The sequence below is a fragment of the Alistipes sp. An116 genome (genome assembly GCF_002161005.1).
Classification (GTDB): Bacteria; Bacteroidota; Bacteroidia; order Bacteroidales; family Rikenellaceae; genus Alistipes; species Alistipes megaguti.
This window is the reverse complement of the sequence record NZ_NFLR01000020.1, coordinates 29851-45743: the sequence shown is the minus strand read 5'-3', so window position 1 is coordinate 45743 and position 15893 is coordinate 29851. Positions and strand designations below refer to the sequence as shown.

Here is a 15893-nt window from a genome sequence, read left to right as displayed (position 1 = left end):
ATGCACTTTTTAACGATTCCATATTTTTTGATTCTGAAACTATCTTATTAAAGGGAATGTTCATTTCGCACTCAAAAAATGTGGTAACACAACGCAAAGAAAAGGCAGACGAATCTGCCCTTATAGGAACTGCTCAATTTGTAGTGTGGGTTTCTTTACTGAATTGCTCTGCAAAGATATAAAATATTTAACCAAAAGTCAAGTAATTGACTGATATTTTTGGTATATAATCTGAATCAGCCCGTGTGTCGTTGATAACTTGCTATTTAATAGGATATAACGATTATATTTAGACCTTTGCCCTGCCACAAGGGTATTCTTTGCGGTCTGTAGTCTTTGGGCAAGGATTGCAGCCATTATCAGCCCCTCTGCATAAAGGACAGAGTAAGTAAAGACCATGAAAAAGATGGTTATTTCAAAGGATGACGCCCAGCGTCAGTTTGCATTCGTTAAGGGAAACCGCCCTGTAAATGTCAAAATCGTGAAGCAGAAAGAAAAATCCATGAAAGCCTATGGGCAATTGACGCCTATCACGGTAACTGATGGCGAAAAGGTAATTCAGATGGGTGGCCGTCTGGTCGATTTGAAAGGGCGTGAAATTTCCAACGAGGATGCAGGAAAGTATTACGCCGTATTGGACGGTCAGCACCGATTGGTAGCTTATCAGAATTTAGAGTTGGATTTGAATGACCTTGTGATTTGCGAACCCCTCAATGCTGAATTATCCATTACGGAGGTCATTGCACAAATGAATATCTGCACCACCGTTTGGAAAAAATCGGATTACATGGCCGCACCTGCCATGATGCTCAAAGAAGCCAACGAAGTGTTCGATTTCGCCATGTTCCTGCATGGCAAGGCGTGTCCACTTTCCACAATTTCGTTGTGGTGTTTCGGCAAGAACACTCTGCAAGCTAAAGACTTGGTGGAGTGTCTTAATACGAAACAGTTGCCTAAAGTCTTTGAGGATGAAACGTGGTTTCGTTCCAGTAGCAGGTGGTATAAGGCTGCACAGGGAAAGTTTAAGGATAAATTCCTTATGAACAGATATTTAATCGACTTTATCATCAAGCAGCAGAATCCCGATGAGGATTTCGAACAGTTCACGGTGGAAATGGAGCAGAAAATCAATGCCTTAACACGCGACCAAGCTGACCAGATTATGAATCCCCGCAAAATGATAGGCGTGGCACGGGAGCAGTTGATTATGGATATGCTGACACAGTATCTCGGTTAAAAATGACAATTGTATAAGGTTTGTGGAGGTCGGGATTATTATTGGTTCCCGACCTCCTTTACCTTTACAATAAGTGTTGCATGGCCTCGTCGATTTGCGAGTTCTCGAATGAATCGAGGTAGATTTGCGTGACCTTTTCAGAACTATGTCCCAGCGATTCGCAAATTATCGACGAGCTAACGCCCTCACGTTTCAATACGGTCGCAAAGCTATGCCGCAAACAATAGGTCGTTAAGTCGATAGGGATTTCCAGCTCTTTTCCCACCTCTTTCAGTCGCTCGTTCACTTTGGAAATTACTTTGTGAACTCGATTGCGTTGCTGTTGCTCGGTCTTATGAAACGCTGAAAGAATGGGAAACAAAAAGAGCGCACCGTCCGTTCGGTAACGCTCTATAATCTCCTGCGCTTTGGACTGCAAAGGCAGCCTAATCAACTTGTGAGTCTTACGCCGTATGTAAATCAGCCGTCCATCTACAATATTATCTGTTTTGAGGTAGGCTATATCCACGAAATTAATCCCGCCCATAAAGTAACCGAACGCAAACAAATCGACCGCAAATTGCTTGTAGAAATCATTGCTGCGGTATTCGATAATCCGCATGATGTCTGCCTTGCTTATGGCTCGCTTTGCCGTCGCTTGGTGCAATTTGGAAACCTTGTAGGATTTGAACGGGTAATAATCCGCTTTCACACACTTTTCCTCAATGGCTACATTATAGACAGCCCGTAAAGTACGGAATCTACGGCCTATTGTGTTTTCTGAAAAGCCCTGTCCCCGTAACCATGTTTCATAGCGTTTCAACCAAACCGTGTCGATGTCTGAAAAGTAGATATTCAGATGCCCGTTGAATTTCAGTAGCGAATTGTAGACCTCTCTGTGCGATAGCGCATAGCCCGTTCGCCCCGTTTGCTTCAAGTTCTCGATTTGTGATAGAAACACCTCGCCAACGGTGCGTTTCGTAGTCTTGTCTGCAACTCTTTCATGTAGTGATGTCGCGGTAAACTCCTTTTTCTCGGCCTGCAATTCAATCATCTTTGCACGATAGGCTTCTATTTTATCAGCAATAAGGCGTTCGATATGCAGGCGATTCGGGCAATTTCTACGCGGTCTGTTTTTCTCAAAATCCCACAATGCGGGATTGACTGAAATACCGATGCTGGAATATTTTGACTTACGGTCTTTCGTGATTCGTAACATTAGCGGTGATTCATTGTTTGCCAATACTTTGGACTTGTAGCAAACGACCTCGATTGTGGAACTCATGGTTTAAACAACGGTTTAAACAACCTGTTCAAACGTGCATAAAACCGCTACGGAAAAGATAAAAAGAAAACCACCTACATTGCTGTAAGTGGTTGATTTTCTTTGTGGTACCAGGAGGAATCGAACCGCCGACACAAGGATTTTCAGTCCTTTGCTCTACCAACTGAGCTATGGCACCATCCGACGATTAGGCCTTTCGGTTTTATCGTGGTGCAAAGGTATACAAAAAAAATCATTCTGCAAATTTTTGCTCGAAAAATGTCGTGTTTTTTCGCCTTTACCCCTTCCCGATGCCGCCGAATCTCCCTTTGGCAGAATTATTTTTCCGGTCCGTGCCCCTGCGATCCGCGAAATTTGCTACCTTTGTATCCGTATCCTCAAGGAGCCGATCATGAAGAAATTTTGGATCATCACCCTTTCGGTGCTTGTCGCAGGGCTGGCACTCTTTTTCTATTTCCGCTTCTACTTTGTCTTTGGCGAAGGGATCAAGAGCGGCGAACTGAACTATGTCGTCTACAAGGGGGTTCTTTTCAAGACCTACGAGGGCAAGCTCATCCAGTCGGGGATCCGATCCCGGACGGCCGGTACGATCCAGTCCTATGAGTTTGAATTTTCGGTCGACGACGAGGCGCTGGCCCGTGAACTAATGCTCCTCGGTGGCCGGACCGTCGAGTTGCATTACAAGGAGTATTTCGGGGCGCTTCCCTGGCGCGGTTTCACGAAGTTTGTCGTCGACAGCATCGTCTCGGCCCCCGTGCAGCAGCCCTCTTCGGTCGTCCCCGTCCCGGCTGCGGCCGAGTGAGTCGGCGGCCATCCCCCCCCCGTGATCCGGTGCTGCGAGGCCTGTCAGTCGGCTGCTTCCCGAAGGAGAATTTTCTCGAAGGCCTCGCGTTGGCCGCTGCGGTAGCGGATCGTCCCGCAGCGGGTGAATCCGTTGCGCGCGAGGATGCGCAGCATGCGGTGGTTGTCGAAGTTGGTGTCGATGCGGAAGGCGCGGATGCCGCGCTCAAGGGCCAGACGGGCGGCATGGCGGAGAAATTCCGTCCCCAGTCCGTGCCCCAGCGCCTCGTCGGCCACGGCCAGCCGGTGGACGACCACATAGGGCCCGGCGGTGAGCCATGCGCCCCGAATCTCGGCATAAGCGGGCTCGCCGTCGAAGAGGATGGCTCCGTAGGCGACGATCGGCTCCTCCTTTCTGTTGCCATCTTCCGGGCGGTTCTCTCCGGAGCCGGACTCTGCAAATGGATGTCCGGCGGCCTCTCCGGCGTGACAAAGCACATATCCGCAGGCGTGCGCCACGTCGGCGGATATGTCGTCGAGAGCGGGGTAGCCGTCCTGCCATTGCTGGCTTCCGGCGGCGGCCATGCGGTGCCGGGCCTGGCGGATGATCTCCAGAATGCGGGGTATATCGCCGGCAGCGGCGCTTCGGAAGCGTGTTTTTTCCATGACGAGTCGATCTTTTGCGGAGGTTCGGTCGGACGTGCCTGCCAAAGTCCGTTGTCCGAAGGGCGCGCCGACCATCCGGCGGACGGCATTTTCGGGGGACGGACCGTGCCAGGCGCATTCCGTTTCCGACAAAGATACGTAAAGTTCCGAGGCGGTGCAGCCTCCGCACCGGTGAAAAAGCCTGTTCCGGGTGTTCCGGACGGTCGGACATGGCGTTTTGTCACCTCGTCGTCGCTGACTTTTTGTCACTTTTTGACACAAAATCGGGCGAAGTGTGACAATTTCTGACAATTTTCTGGATTTTTGGTCGTGGCACGCGATTTGATCGGATAGGGGGTGAAACCGCTTCGAAAGAGGCGGGGACGAATGAAAAAAATGTTAAACTAAAATAAACCAAGGAGGATTTAATTATGGTACCTGTAAGACGTAATCAAAACTGGTTGCCGAGTATTTTCAACGATTTGCTGAACAACGATTTCTTGATGGAACGCCGCAACACGACGGCTCCGGCTGTGAACATCATCGAGAATGACGACGAGTATAAGGTCGAAGTTGCCGCTCCGGGTATGACCAAGGAGGATTTCAAGGTGCATATCAACGAGGACAACGAGTTGGTCATCTCGATGGAGAAGCACAGCGAGGAGAAGGAGGAGGACAAGAAGCACAAAGGCACGTATCTGCGTCGGGAGTTTTCCTACACGCAGTTCCAGCAGAACCTGTTGCTTCCTGACAATGTCGAGCGCGAGAAGATCTCCGCGAAAGTGGAGAACGGTGTGATGAGTATCGACCTCCCGAAGAAGAAGGAGACGGAAGCTTCGGCTGTGGCTCGTCAGATCGAGATCAAATAATCGTCGGTACCCGGCCTTTGAGAGCCCTGCGAGAGCGGGGCTCTCTTTTTTGCCCGTATGCGGCCTGGCCCTCTCCGGCCGGCCGCCTTTCGGGGGCTGCCGGGCCCGGCAGAGTGCGACGGACGACGGGGAGAAGAGCCCTCCGGCGAGCGGAAAAGCCGCCTTCGTGCGAGGAAAAGTGCCCTGCGGGGGAACAGCTATGAAAAAAAACGGCTATCTTTGACGGTGCGTTCGTGCGCCCCGGCGCGGCGGACGCAGAACCGAACATACCCATAACAAACAACAAGCGAACAACAAGAACGGATGAAGGTCGGACTGTTCATTCCCTGTTATATCAATGCGGTCTACCCCGAGGTGGGTCGCGCCTCGTACGAACTGCTGCAGCGGGTCGGCTGCGAGGTGGACTACCCCCTGGATCAGACCTGCTGCGGCCAGCCGATGGCCAATGCGGGCTTCGAGAAGGATGCCCGGGCCCTGGCCGAACACATGAACGAACTCTTTGCGCGTTATGACTACGTGGTAGGGCCGTCGGCCAGCTGCGTGGTTTTCGTGCGCGAGGGCTACCCGCGGCTGCTGAAGGATTACCGCGAACACGCCTGCGTCGATGCGCGGATCTGGGAGATCTGCGAGTTTCTGCACGACGTGGTGCGCCCGACGCGGCTCGATGCCCGCTTCCCGCACCGGGTGAGCCTCCACAACTCCTGCCACGGCGTGCGGCGCATGGGGCTCTCGTCGCCGAGCGAGGAGAAGGTTCCCTACCACTCGAAGCTGCGCGACCTGCTGTCGCTGGTCGAGGGGATCGACGTGGTGGAGCCCGAGCGGCGCGACGAGTGCTGCGGCTTCGGCGGAATGTTCTCCGTCGAGGAGAACGCGGTTTCGGTGGCCATGGGCCGTGCGAAGGTCGGCCGCCACATCGACACCGGAGCGGAGTATATCACGGGGGCCGATTCGTCGTGCCTGATGCACATGCAGGGGATCATCACGCGGGAGAAGCTTCCGATCCGGACGATCCACATGGTTGAAATTCTCAATTCGAGGTCATGAGTACGCATTCCAAAGCCGCCAAACGATTCGTGGCCGATGCCGAACGGCTGGCCTGGCACGACCGGGCGCTGTACGCCGTGCGCGAGAAGCGCGACCGGATGATGGAGACGGTGCCCGAGTGGGAGGAGTTGCGGCGCCTCTCGTCGGAGATCAAGCTGCATACGCTGAGCCGCCTGGGGGACTACCTCTGCGAGTTCGAGCGCAACGCCACGGCCAACGGCATGCAGGTCCACTGGGCCGCGGATGCCGCCGAGATGAACGAAACGGTGTGGGAGCTGATCCGCCGCCACGGCGGACGGTGCCTCGTCAAGAGCAAGTCGATGCTCGCCGAGGAGTGCGGGCTGACGCCCTACCTCGAGGCGCGGGGCGTCGAGGCCGTGGAGAGCGACCTGGGCGAGCGGATCATGCAGCTGCTGCACATGCCGCCGAGCCATATCGTGCTGCCGGCCATCGCCGTGCGCAGAGAGGAGGTGGGGGCGCTGTTCGAGCGCAAGATGGGGACCGAGGCGGGCAACAGTGACCCGACCTATCTGACCCATGCCGCACGGCGCGCCCTGCGGCAGAAGTTCCTCGAGGCGGACGTCTCGATGACGGGTGTCAACTTTGCCGTGGCTTCGACCGGGGCGCTGGCCGTCTGTACGAACGAGGGCAATGCCGACATGGGAACCTCGTTCGCCGATCTGCACATCGCCATCATGGGCATCGAGAAGGTGATTCCCGACATGGAGGCGCTGGGGGTCTTCACGCGATTGCTGGCGCGTTCGGGTACGGGACAGCCCGTGACGACCTACACGTCGCTCTACCGGCGGCCGGACCCGGGCCGCCAGATCCATGTCATTCTGGTCGACAACGGCCGTTCGGAGTGGCTGGCCGACGAGGCGCACCGCAACATGCTCAAGTGCCTGCGATGCGGCGCCTGCATGAATACCTGTCCGGTCTACCGGCGTTCGGGCGGCTACTCCTATTCGTACTTCATCCCCGGCCCGCTGGGGATCAACCTCGGGATGCTGCGCTCGCCGAAACTCTACCACGGCAACGTCTCGGCCTGCTCGCTGTGCTACTCGTGTTCGGGCGTCTGCCCGGCGAAGATTGACCTCGGGGAGCAGATTTACGAGTGGCGGCAGCGGCTCGACGGCATGGGTCTTGCCGATCCGATGAAGAAGGCGGCCGTCAAGGGGATGGACTTCATCATGGGGGGCCGTCACCGCTTCTACGGCAGCATTGCGCTGGGACACCTGGCCGAGAAGCTGCCCCGGGGGCTGGTCGAGAGCGGCCTGAATCCGTGGAGTGCACCGGGACGTGCGCTGCCGCCCATTGCGGGGCAGAGTTTCAACGCCTGGTGGAAAAAAGAGAAAGCGAACAAGTAAGATGAACAGCAAGGAGAAGATATTGAAGAGTCTGGCGGCGGACGGCATGGCCGTCCGGCCGCGCCCGACGATGGATTTCGTTCCGCAGCGCTTTGCCGACCGCGAGCAGACGTTTGTCGAGCGGCTCGAGGCTGCGGGCGGTACGGCCGTACGGATGGAGCCGGGCGAGACGCTCGACGGATTGATCGCCCGCCTCTACCCCGAGGCGCGGCGCATCGCCTCGACGCTGCCCGAGGTGACCTCGGCAACGGTGGATCCCGACCGCGTGGAGGATCCGCGCCAACTGGTCGACGTGGATTTGGGCGTGGTGCGCGGCTCGTTCGGCGTAGCGGAGAACGGCGCCGTATGGATTGCGCAGGATATCCGCCACAAGGCGCTCTACTTCGGCGCCACGTCGCTGATGATCGTCATTCCGCGCGATGCGCTGGTCGATACGATGCAGGAGGCCGTCGTGCGTCCCGAGGTGGACGACTTCGGCTACGGATGCTTCATGTCGGGCCCTTCGAAGACGGCCGACATCGAGCAGGCGCTGGTTTTCGGCGCCCATGGACCGATGGCGGTCACCGTCGTGCTCCGATAACCGGGCGGGAAAGGATGAATGCGAGGGCGTTGCCGCATCGTGGCGGCCGCCTCTTTCGGAAAAAACGAAGAACGATGAAAACCGAATTGTGTGCCTACTCTGTCGAATCGTGCCGTACGGCGGCACGTGCGGGGGTGGACCGCGTGGAACTCTGTGCTTCGCCGTGGGAGGGGGGAACGACCCCTTCGGCCGCTTCGATCCGCGGGGCGCGTCGTGTGGAGGGGATCCGCCTCCAGGTGATGATCCGCCCGCGAGGCGGCGATTTCTGCTATACGGATGACGAGGTCGCGCAGATGGCCGAAGAGATCCGCTTCGCCCGTGAATGCGGGGCCGACGGCGTGGTGCTGGGGCTGCTGACTCCGGAGGGCGAGGTCGACCGCGTGCGCACGGCATGTCTGGTGGCCGAGGCCGGAGCGCTGGAGGTGACCTTCCACCGGGCCTTCGACATGACGCGCGACCCGATGGCGGCGCTTGAGACGGTCATCGCGTGCGGATGCCGGCGCATCCTCACCTCCGGGGGGAGCAATACGGCCGTGGAGGGGATTGCGACCCTCGGCGAACTGGTCACGCGGGCCGCGGGGCGCATCGAGATCATGGCCGGCAGCGGCGTGAATGCCGCCAATGCGCGGCAGCTGGCCGCAACGGAGGTCGATGCGCTGCACTTCAGTGCCCGGGGCTGGCGCGAGAGCCGCATGCGCTACCGCAATCCGAAGGTCTCGATGGGAGGACTCGACGGGGTGCCCGAATATGCGACGCTGTGCGCCGACGAGGCGAAGATCCGGGAAATACTCAAAGCTCTTGAACGATGATACGACTGCTGACCCTGATTACCTGCCTGGGTTTGTGCGCCTGCGGTGGCAGCCGCTACGGAAGCGGCATTCCCGAAACGTACGATCCGCTGCTCGATGCGGCGCTGGCCGAGTGCCCGCGCGCCGACAGCCTGCGACACCTGCTGCGCGAGACGCCCCGCGAGGAGCGCGAAGCGATGGCGTGGCTGGTGGCCTGGATGCCGCAGGGCGACCGCGACACGATGCGCCTCGACCTGCTGCGCGAGAATGTGGCCTACGCCTGCAAGGCCCGCGAAGTGTTTCCCTGGACGAAGGCGCTGCCCGATTCGCTCTTTCTGAACGAGGTGCTGCCCTATGCCGTGGTTGACGAGGTGCGCGATGCGTGGCGCGGCGACTTTTTCGACCGCTTCACGCCCTGCGTGGCCGGATGCCGGACGCTGCGCGAGGCGGCCGAGGCCGTCAACCGGGCCATCGTCGAACGGGTCGGCGTGGAGTACAACACGCGCCGCGAGAAGACCAACCAGAGCCCCTCGGAGTCGATGCGCCAGCACATGGCCTCCTGCACGGGGCTTTCGGTGCTGCTGGTCGACGCGCTGCGGGCTGTGGGTATCCCGGCGCGCTTTGTCGGGACGGCGGCCTGGCACGACAACCGCGGCAACCACAGCTGGACTGAGGTATGGTTCGACGACGCCTGGCACTTTACGGAGTACTACTTTCCGGGTTACGACCGGGCGTGGTTTCTGGCCGATGCCGGACAGGCTACGGAGGGCGACCGTCAGCATGCCGTCTATGCCGTGTCGTTCCACCCGACGGGCGACTGGTTCCCGATGGTGTGGAACGAGTCGTCGCACGACGTGCACGCCGTGGAGGTGACCTCGCGCTATCGGGCCGCCTACCGGGAGGTGAGCGAATTGCGCCGGGCCCGGCAGACGCACGTCGAGGTGCGCTTCACGATGTACCGCAACCGGGCTCTTGAAGGGATGTCCGAAGGCCGTGTTGCCGCGAATGTTGATGTCTTCTGCGGAGCCGAACAGGTGGGCGGAGGACGCACGGCGGGGCCGCTGCAGGACATGAACGACGGCTACCGGATCCTGCTCGAAAAGAATCGCACCTATACGTTCCGCTACGAGAATGCGCGGGGCGAGGCCTCGCAGGTGACCATCGAGGTGGGCGAGGAACCCCTCTCGGTGGTGGGTTACATGGAGTAGCCGACGCCTTTGGATCTGATAAACGGACGCTTCCGTCAGGGAGCGTCCGTTTTTTGTCAGGGGATTCTTAGGAGATTTTCTGGGAATCTTTTACGCTCCTTCGATTGGCTTCTTCCTGGTCCCTACAGCAGGGTGACGGGCTCCTTGCGACGGGCGAAGTTGCGAGACAGCGCGGCGGCAAAGGGGGTGTAGAAGGTGCGTGCACCGACGGGGCACCCCTTGACACAGGCGCAGCAGCGGATGCAGCGTGCGGGGTCGGTGCGGGTTTCGTCGCCGCGCGCGATAGCCCCGACGGGACAGATGGCCGCACAACGCCCGCAGTGGGTGCAGAGCGCGGCGTCGCACTCCGGCAGATAGACGACCGGATTACGCTTTTGTCGGCAGAGGTAGCCCAGGGCGAATCCGATGAAACGCAGCGTGGCGAAGAGTGGGGTAGGACGCTCCTTCAGCCGGGAGGCATCGACCGGCGAGAGGTCTCCGCGGTCGAGCTTTTGCCGCACCCTGTGGCCGAATTCCTCGGCGGCGGCCAGATCCGCCGCATCGGGACGTCCGGCGGCAATGGGCGTGGCCGTCGACGAGAAGGAGTGTTCGCCGACAAAGGCCGCCGCAGCTATGGGCACGAAACCCTGCCGGCGGGCCAGTTCGGCCAGCTCCACGGCGGCGTGTTCGAAGGCGTGGTTGCCGTAGACGACCACCACCACGGCCGGACCTCCGGCGCCGTGAATCCCTTCGAGCCGTTGTCGGGCCGTCGGGGCCACGTGCCCGCCATAGACCGGAACGGCCAGAATCGTCACCTCCTTCCGGGCGATCTGTGCCGCGGGGGCCTCCGTATAGGTCAGGTCGAGGTTTCGGAGGGTCGGGGCTGCGGAAGTTCCCGATTTCGGGCCGGCGATTCCGTGGGCGATGGCCTGGACCACCCGTTTGGTGGTTCCCGTCGGCGAAAAGAAGAGTGTCTGGATTGAATCGTATGGTTGCATGGTGTGTGTCGTGTTACGGGTTATGGGTTATGCTTGGGTGTCGGTCTCTGCGGAGTCATCTCCGGCCGGCGTACCGGCCGGCGGACGGGAGTCGTCGGGCGAGGGGTGTTCGGCGAAGTAGCGCCACAGCGGTGCGGCCATCAGTGCCTGTCGGATGCGGTTGGTGCGGAGCAGTTCGAGCACCTCGCCGCGCGTCATCAGGTGAACGCGCAGATCTTCGGTCGGATCGAGGTGCTGATCACCGAGACGCTCGACGCCCGTTGCCAGGAAACAGTGGGTGAGGTTGTTCTGCGTGGCGGGATTCGGGGCTACGGTTGTCAGCAGACGCCACTCCCCGCCGCCATAACCGGTCTCTTCGGCCAGCTCGCGCCGTGCGGCGTCCAGCATCGAGGCGTCGGAGGGTTCGGCACAACCGGCCGGAATCTCGTAGGAGGTTTCGCCCAGACCGTGGCGGTACTGGTCGATCAGGACAAAGCGTCCGTCGCGCGTGATGGCCGTGACGTTGACCCAGTCGGGGTATTCGAGGACGTAATAGTCAGGCACACGGCGCCCGTCGGGCAGCTCGAGGCTCTCGTGCCGTATGGTGAGCCACGGCCGCCGGAAGAGGTATTCGCTCGAGAGTACCCTCCATTTGCGATCTTCGGGATCTTTCATGCTGCAAAAATAGGGAAAAAATAGTATCTTTGTTTTCGCTAAACCCAAAAGTCTATGCTACCAGAGTCTGAACGCAAGCAAATCATTGATCTGATTCATCGCGAGGTCATTCCGGCCATCGGGTGTACCGAGCCGATCGCCGTAGCGCTGTGCGTGGCACGTGCGACGGAAACGCTGGGCACCGAGCCCGAACGGATCGCCGTTCGGTTGAGTGCCAATATCCTGAAGAATGCCATGGGAGTCGGCATTCCGGGTACGGGGATGATCGGCCTGCCGATTGCCGTGGCGCTCGGGGCGCTGATCGGACGCTCGGAGTATCAACTGGAGGTGCTGCGTGACGTGACGCCCGAGGCGGTGGAGCGCGGACGGCGGATGATCGAAGAGAAACGCATCACCATCGAGCTGAAGGAGGGTATCTCGGAAAAACTCTATATCGAAGTGGAGGTTGTGGCGGCAGGCCACGAGGCGCAGGCCGTCATTGCCGGCGGACATACGACGTTCGTCTATGTCGAGCACGACGGCGAGGTGCAGCTCGACAAGCGGGGCGGGGCTTCGTCGGAGACGGAGTCGGGCGATGTTTCGCTGACGCTGCGCCGAGTATGGGAGTTTGCCACGACCACGCCGCTCGACGAGATCCGCTTTATTCTCGAATCGCGGCGTCTGAACTGGAATGCCGCCGAGAAGGCCTTCTCGGGGGATTACGGCCACAGCGTGGGACGTACCTTGCGCTGCGACCGCGAGCAGCGGGTGATGGGCGACAGCATCTTCACGCGGATTCTCTCCTATACGTCGGCGGCGTGCGATGCGCGTATGGCCGGGGCGATGATTCCGGTAATGAGCAACTCCGGAAGCGGCAACCAAGGGATTGCGGCGACGATGCCCGTGGCGGTCTACGCGCGGGAGACCGGCGCCACGGAGGAGCAGACGATCCGGGCGCTGACGTTGAGCCATCTGACGGTGATCTACATCAAGCAGAGTCTGGGTCGGCTGTCGGCCCTGTGCGGCTGCGTGGTGGCTGCGACGGGATCGAGCTGCGGCATTGTATATCTGATGGGCGGGGGTTACGACCAGGTCGCCGCTGCGGTGAAGAACATGATTGCCAATCTGACGGGTATGATCTGCGACGGTGCGAAGCCGAGTTGTGCGATGAAGCTCACGAGCGGTGTTTCGACGGCCGTTCTTTCGGCGATGATGGCCATGGACGGGCAGTGTGTGACGCCCGTCGAGGGGATCATCGAAGAGGATGTCGACCGCTGTATCCGCAATCTGACGAAGATCGGTCGTGACGGCATGAACGAGACCGACCGTCTGGTGCTCAACATTATGACCCACAAGTGTTGACCGGAGGGGTGCGTTCCGAGGCGTTCCGAGGCGCGAGAGGGCGACAGAGGTGTCCGAGGCGCGAGAGGGCGACCGGAGACGACCGAGGCGTGAGAGGGTGCCAGAAACGGCCGTGAGCCCGGGGGCGACAAGTGACGACCTGTGGATGCCAGAAACGACCAGGAAGGGCGACAGGGACGTCAGGGGTGTCAGAAACGACAGGTGAGACGGTCGCCTGACACAATCCTCCGGATATGGAAAGCGGGGCCATCCGATTGGATGGCCCCGCCTGTTTGCCTTTATGCGGTGCGGTTTTTCCTCTTCTCCGTGAGAGACAGACTTGCCACTCCGGCACATTATTTTGGCACTCCCGCTCTCTGCGGCTCAGTCTCTTTCTGCTCCTCCCGCTCTCTGCGACTCTGCCTTTGTCCGGAGGCCCCTTTCGGTCTCTGCTGCCCTTTTTCTGTCCGGCCGGTCCCTTTCGGTCTCTGCAGCCCAGCCTCTTTCCGGTCCCTAATACCCCCCCCCTCCGGTTATTGCGGGAAGATGGTCTTGACGATGATGTTTGTGGCCCCTTGATGACGGGTGGTGTAGTCCTTGGCGATGCGGGAGGTCTTCTGCAGGAACTCCTCGTTGTCACGCAGGGGAATGAACCAGCTCCGCAGCTCCTCGTAGGAGGTCACCGAACGGGCCGCACCGAGCGTCACGAGGTCACGGGCCTCCTTGAACTTCTGGTAGTTGGGGCCGAAGGCGATCGGGAGCCCGAAGGTTGCGGCCTCGAGCGTGTTGTGGATTCCGACGCCGAATCCCCCGCCGATGTAGCTCCACGTGGCGTAGGAGTAGACCGAGGACAAGAGCCCCACCGTGTCGAGGATCAGCAGTTGCCGGGTTCCGTATCCCGTTCGCGAGGTGCACTGTGTGTAGCGGAGTGCGCCGCCGCGCGTTTCGGCTATGAGCCGGGCGATGCGCGTCTCGTCCATTTCGTGGGGGGTGATGACGAACTTCACGTCGGGGTTGTCGTTCATGAGTTGGATCAGCAGCTCTTCGTCGGGGCCCCAGGTCGATCCGGCCACGAAGAGGCGGTCTTCGCCCTTGAAGCGTTCGACAATATCGACATGCTTGGCGGCGCGGGCGATTTCGGCCACACGGTCGAATCGTGTGTCGCCGGCCACGAGGACGTTGTCGAAACCGAGTGTGGCGAGGAGTTTCTTCGACTCTTCGTTCTGGACGAACATCACGTCGAACGACTCCAGGGCCTGGCGCCACAGACCGCCGTAGGGGCGGAAGAAGACCGAATTGCGGCGGAAGATGGCCGAGACGACATAGGTGCGGACCTTCCGGCGGCGGAGTTCGCGCAACAAGTTCAACCAGTATTCGTATTTGACGAAGATGGCCACGTCGGGATGTGCGGCATCGAGGAAACGGCGGGCGTTCCGCGGGGTATCGAGCGGCAGGTAGAAGATGTAGTCGGCGCCCTTGTAGTCCTTTCGGATTTCGTAACCCGAGGGGGAGAAGAAGGTCAGCAGGATCTTGTATTCGGGATGTAATTTGCGGAGTTGTTCGATGATGGGGCGTCCCTGTTCGAACTCTCCGAGGGAAGCGACGTGTATCCAGACGATACGCGCCGCGGGGTCGATGGTTTCCCGCATTCTGCGGAAGAGGTCCTTGCGTCCTTCGAGCCAAAGGTGGGCTTTCCGGTGGCGCGGGGCCACGAGACGGATTGCCCAAACGTAAAGCAACAGACCGAAATTATAGAGCCACATCAGCAGTCTATGGTGTTGAATTTTTCCAGGAATTTCTTGATTTTCGTTTTCACCTCTCAAGCCGGTCGTCACACCGGGAGTTCCCGGAGGCGTTTGGCAGGGCAAAGATAGTATAAATTGTCTTAAACGCCAAATTACCAGTTGTACTCCCAGGCGCTTTCGATCCAGTCGATGCGGACGCCCCCGTCTGTGTCGAGCTCCACGGCCGCCACGTCGAACTGCACGTCGCCCTTCCACCCGACGGCGCGGATGTAACCGGCTGCGGCGCGGCTCACGGCGCGGAACTTGCGGTGTGTGGCCGCCGCCTGGGGCGGGGTGAGCGATCCCGCATGGCGGGTCTTGACCTCGACGATGTGGAGAATCCCGTCGCGCAGCGCCACCAGATCCAGTTCGTAGTGCCCCTGCCGCCAGTTCCGCGCCCGGATCGAGAAGCCCTTCCGGCGGAGATAGTCGGCCACGGCCTCTTCGCCGATGCGTCCCGTTTCGGCCGTCGTCATCGGTGGATGATCCGTCATCATCAGTGGATGATCCGTTGGATGGAGTTGGCTCGTTCGATGGCCTGTCGGAGCCCCTCGGCATCGTCTCTCTCGAGCATCTTGCGCAGCACCTGCAGCTGGTGGATGTGTTCGCGCAGGACGTCCAGGACGTTGTACTTGTTGCGCAGCAGGATGGGCACCCACGTTGTGGCGGAACTCTTGGCCAGCCGCACGGTGCTTTCGAAACCTCCGCCCGCCAGATCGAAGATGTGGCGCTCCTCGAGCTCCTTTTCGAGGACGGTCAGCGCCAGGGCGAACGACGAGACGTGGGAGATGTGCGAGACATAGGCCGCATGCAGGTCGTGTTCCTCGGGATTCATGTAGATGGCCGGACACCGGAGCGTGCGGAAGATCCGCTCGACAGTCTGCAGGGCATCGGCATCGCTGTGTTCCGTGTCGCAGAAGACGACGTGACGGCCAGTGAAGGCACCGTGCTGGGCGGCCTTCGGGCCGCTGTACTCCGTGCCCCACATCGGGTGTACGGCGACGAAACGCCTCCGCCGGGCGTGCATCGAGATCACCTCGCACAACTCGCCCTTGATCGAGCCCATGTCGATGACCGCCTGGCGGTCCGAGACGCGGTTGAGGGCCTTGACGGCCAGCAGCGGAATGGTGTCCACGGGGGTTGCCAGCACCGTGAGGTCGGCCTGTGCGATTCCCTCTTCGAACGGAACGATGCGGTCGGCCAACCCCAGCTGGAGGGCCTCCGCAGCATGTTCCTCGGAGTTTTCGACCCCGAGGATCTCGTCGGCGAGTCCGTGGTCGCGCAACGAGAGAGCGAACGAACCTCCGATGAGGCCCAGTCCGACGATCATGACTTTCATCAGTGGTGGAATTTATGCCTTTTGAGGGGTGGAGAAC

The 15893-nt window shown here is 59.6% G+C and carries 17 protein-coding genes and 1 tRNA gene; 10 read left to right on the top strand and 8 right to left on the bottom strand.

Annotated elements, in window-relative coordinates; genetic code table 11:
• Both B5E60_RS14085 and B5E60_RS11485 read left to right on the top strand, forming a co-directional pair.
• Nucleotides 1-182 (top strand): hypothetical protein (locus B5E60_RS14085; protein ID WP_204246470.1); only part of this gene is annotated, 182 nt, incomplete at its 5' end.
• Nucleotides 183-397: 215 nt separating this feature from the next.
• The gene (locus B5E60_RS11485) at nt 398-1237 is read left to right on the top strand and encodes a hypothetical protein (RefSeq protein WP_087311743.1); all 840 of its coding nucleotides are present in this window, start codon (nt 398-400) and stop codon (nt 1235-1237) included.
• 64 nt (nt 1238-1301) lie between these two features.
• Here B5E60_RS11485 and B5E60_RS11480 read toward each other — a convergent pair whose 3' ends face one another.
• Nucleotides 1302-2501, bottom strand: a complete 1200-nt coding sequence (locus B5E60_RS11480; RefSeq protein WP_087311741.1) for a site-specific integrase — start codon at nt 2499-2501, stop codon at nt 1302-1304.
• A gap of 105 nt (nt 2502-2606) precedes the next feature.
• A tRNA-Phe gene (locus B5E60_RS11475) sits at nt 2607-2679 on the bottom strand.
• A 213-nt stretch (nt 2680-2892) separates the two neighbouring features.
• On the opposite strand from B5E60_RS11475, the gene B5E60_RS11470 reads away from it, so the two are divergent.
• Entirely contained in the window at nt 2893-3303 is a 411-nt protein-coding gene (locus B5E60_RS11470) for a hypothetical protein (RefSeq protein ID WP_087311739.1), read from the top strand.
• A 44-nt stretch (nt 3304-3347) separates the two neighbouring features.
• Here the strand turns inward: B5E60_RS11470 and B5E60_RS11465 are convergent, their stop codons facing one another.
• Nucleotides 3348-3947, bottom strand: coding sequence for a GNAT family N-acetyltransferase (locus tag B5E60_RS11465; protein WP_087311737.1), 600 nt, complete (start codon nt 3945-3947; stop codon nt 3348-3350).
• Between the two features lie 410 nt (nt 3948-4357).
• Between B5E60_RS11465 and B5E60_RS11460 the strand changes: the two genes are divergently transcribed.
• From B5E60_RS11460 to B5E60_RS11435, 6 genes are all read left to right on the top strand, one after another.
• Nucleotides 4358-4795 (top strand): Hsp20/alpha crystallin family protein, encoded by a 438-nt coding sequence (locus B5E60_RS11460; protein ID WP_087311735.1) that lies wholly within the window; start codon nt 4358-4360, stop codon nt 4793-4795.
• Nucleotides 4796-5098: 303 nt separating this feature from the next.
• The gene (locus tag B5E60_RS11455) at nt 5099-5839 is read left to right on the top strand and encodes a (Fe-S)-binding protein (RefSeq protein ID WP_087311733.1); all 741 of its coding nucleotides are present in this window, start codon (nt 5099-5101) and stop codon (nt 5837-5839) included.
• Complete coding sequence (locus B5E60_RS11450; RefSeq protein ID WP_087311731.1) at nt 5836-7206, top strand: lactate utilization protein B; 1371 nt, start codon at nt 5836-5838, stop codon at nt 7204-7206. Before B5E60_RS11455 ends, B5E60_RS11450 begins: the two co-directional genes overlap by 4 nt.
• 1 nt (nt 7207) lies before the next feature.
• Entirely contained in the window at nt 7208-7786 is a 579-nt protein-coding gene (locus B5E60_RS11445; protein ID WP_087311729.1) for a LutC/YkgG family protein, read from the top strand.
• A 74-nt stretch (nt 7787-7860) separates the two neighbouring features.
• The gene (locus B5E60_RS11440) at nt 7861-8595 is read left to right on the top strand and encodes a copper homeostasis protein CutC (protein ID WP_087311727.1); all 735 of its coding nucleotides are present in this window, start codon (nt 7861-7863) and stop codon (nt 8593-8595) included.
• Entirely contained in the window at nt 8592-9782 is a 1191-nt protein-coding gene (locus tag B5E60_RS11435; RefSeq protein WP_087311725.1) for a transglutaminase-like domain-containing protein, read from the top strand. The genes B5E60_RS11440 and B5E60_RS11435 overlap by 4 nt, the downstream gene beginning before the upstream one ends.
• A 122-nt stretch (nt 9783-9904) precedes the next feature.
• On the opposite strand, the gene B5E60_RS11430 is transcribed toward B5E60_RS11435, so the two are convergent.
• The gene (locus B5E60_RS11430; protein ID WP_087311723.1) at nt 9905-10759 is read right to left on the bottom strand and encodes a 4Fe-4S binding protein; all 855 of its coding nucleotides are present in this window, start codon (nt 10757-10759) and stop codon (nt 9905-9907) included.
• Between the two features lie 27 nt (nt 10760-10786).
• Nucleotides 10787-11413, bottom strand: a complete 627-nt coding sequence (locus tag B5E60_RS11425; protein WP_087311721.1) for an NUDIX hydrolase — start codon at nt 11411-11413, stop codon at nt 10787-10789.
• 54 nt (nt 11414-11467) lie between these two features.
• Here B5E60_RS11425 and B5E60_RS11420 point away from each other — a divergent pair, with 54 nt between their 5' ends.
• Nucleotides 11468-12754: an L-cysteine desulfidase family protein gene (locus B5E60_RS11420; RefSeq protein WP_087311719.1), complete on the top strand. Its 1287-nt coding sequence runs from the start codon at nt 11468-11470 to the stop codon at nt 12752-12754.
• Nucleotides 12755-13266: 512 nt separating this feature from the next.
• Here B5E60_RS11420 and B5E60_RS11415 read toward each other — a convergent pair.
• From B5E60_RS11415 to B5E60_RS11405, 3 genes are all read right to left on the bottom strand, one after another.
• Nucleotides 13267-14496 carry a 3-deoxy-D-manno-octulosonic acid transferase gene (locus tag B5E60_RS11415; RefSeq protein ID WP_087311717.1) on the bottom strand — a complete coding sequence of 410 codons (1230 nt, stop codon included), beginning with the start codon at nt 14494-14496 and terminating at the stop codon, nt 13267-13269.
• 134 nt (nt 14497-14630) lie between these two features.
• Complete coding sequence (locus B5E60_RS11410; protein ID WP_239403327.1) at nt 14631-15011, bottom strand: YraN family protein; 381 nt, start codon at nt 15009-15011, stop codon at nt 14631-14633.
• 2 nt (nt 15012-15013) lie between these two features.
• Entirely contained in the window at nt 15014-15856 is an 843-nt protein-coding gene (locus tag B5E60_RS11405; protein ID WP_087311715.1) for a prephenate dehydrogenase, read from the bottom strand.
• Between the last annotated feature and the right edge of the window lie 37 nt (nt 15857-15893).

Coding starts and splice junctions, on each gene's coding strand:
- B5E60_RS11435 (WP_087311725.1), top strand. CDS start 8,592: ATGATACGACTGCTGACCCTGATTACCTGCCTGGGTTTGTGCGCCTGC.
- B5E60_RS11410 (WP_239403327.1), bottom strand. CDS start 15,011: ATGACGGATCATCCACCGATGACGACGGCCGAAACGGGACGCATCGGC.
- B5E60_RS11440 (WP_087311727.1), top strand. CDS start 7,861: ATGAAAACCGAATTGTGTGCCTACTCTGTCGAATCGTGCCGTACGGCG.
- B5E60_RS11415 (WP_087311717.1), bottom strand. CDS start 14,496: ATGTGGCTCTATAATTTCGGTCTGTTGCTTTACGTTTGGGCAATCCGT.
- B5E60_RS11460 (WP_087311735.1), top strand. CDS start 4,358: ATGGTACCTGTAAGACGTAATCAAAACTGGTTGCCGAGTATTTTCAAC.
- B5E60_RS11430 (WP_087311723.1), bottom strand. CDS start 10,759: ATGCAACCATACGATTCAATCCAGACACTCTTCTTTTCGCCGACGGGA.
- B5E60_RS11420 (WP_087311719.1), top strand. CDS start 11,468: ATGCTACCAGAGTCTGAACGCAAGCAAATCATTGATCTGATTCATCGC.
- B5E60_RS11470 (WP_087311739.1), top strand. CDS start 2,893: ATGAAGAAATTTTGGATCATCACCCTTTCGGTGCTTGTCGCAGGGCTG.
- B5E60_RS11445 (WP_087311729.1), top strand. CDS start 7,208: ATGAACAGCAAGGAGAAGATATTGAAGAGTCTGGCGGCGGACGGCATG.
- B5E60_RS11480 (WP_087311741.1), bottom strand. CDS start 2,501: ATGAGTTCCACAATCGAGGTCGTTTGCTACAAGTCCAAAGTATTGGCA.
- B5E60_RS11405 (WP_087311715.1), bottom strand. CDS start 15,856: ATGAAAGTCATGATCGTCGGACTGGGCCTCATCGGAGGTTCGTTCGCT.
- B5E60_RS11425 (WP_087311721.1), bottom strand. CDS start 11,413: ATGAAAGATCCCGAAGATCGCAAATGGAGGGTACTCTCGAGCGAATAC.
- B5E60_RS11465 (WP_087311737.1), bottom strand. CDS start 3,947: ATGGAAAAAACACGCTTCCGAAGCGCCGCTGCCGGCGATATACCCCGC.
- B5E60_RS11450 (WP_087311731.1), top strand. CDS start 5,836: ATGAGTACGCATTCCAAAGCCGCCAAACGATTCGTGGCCGATGCCGAA.
- B5E60_RS11455 (WP_087311733.1), top strand. CDS start 5,099: ATGAAGGTCGGACTGTTCATTCCCTGTTATATCAATGCGGTCTACCCC.
- B5E60_RS11485 (WP_087311743.1), top strand. CDS start 398: ATGAAAAAGATGGTTATTTCAAAGGATGACGCCCAGCGTCAGTTTGCA.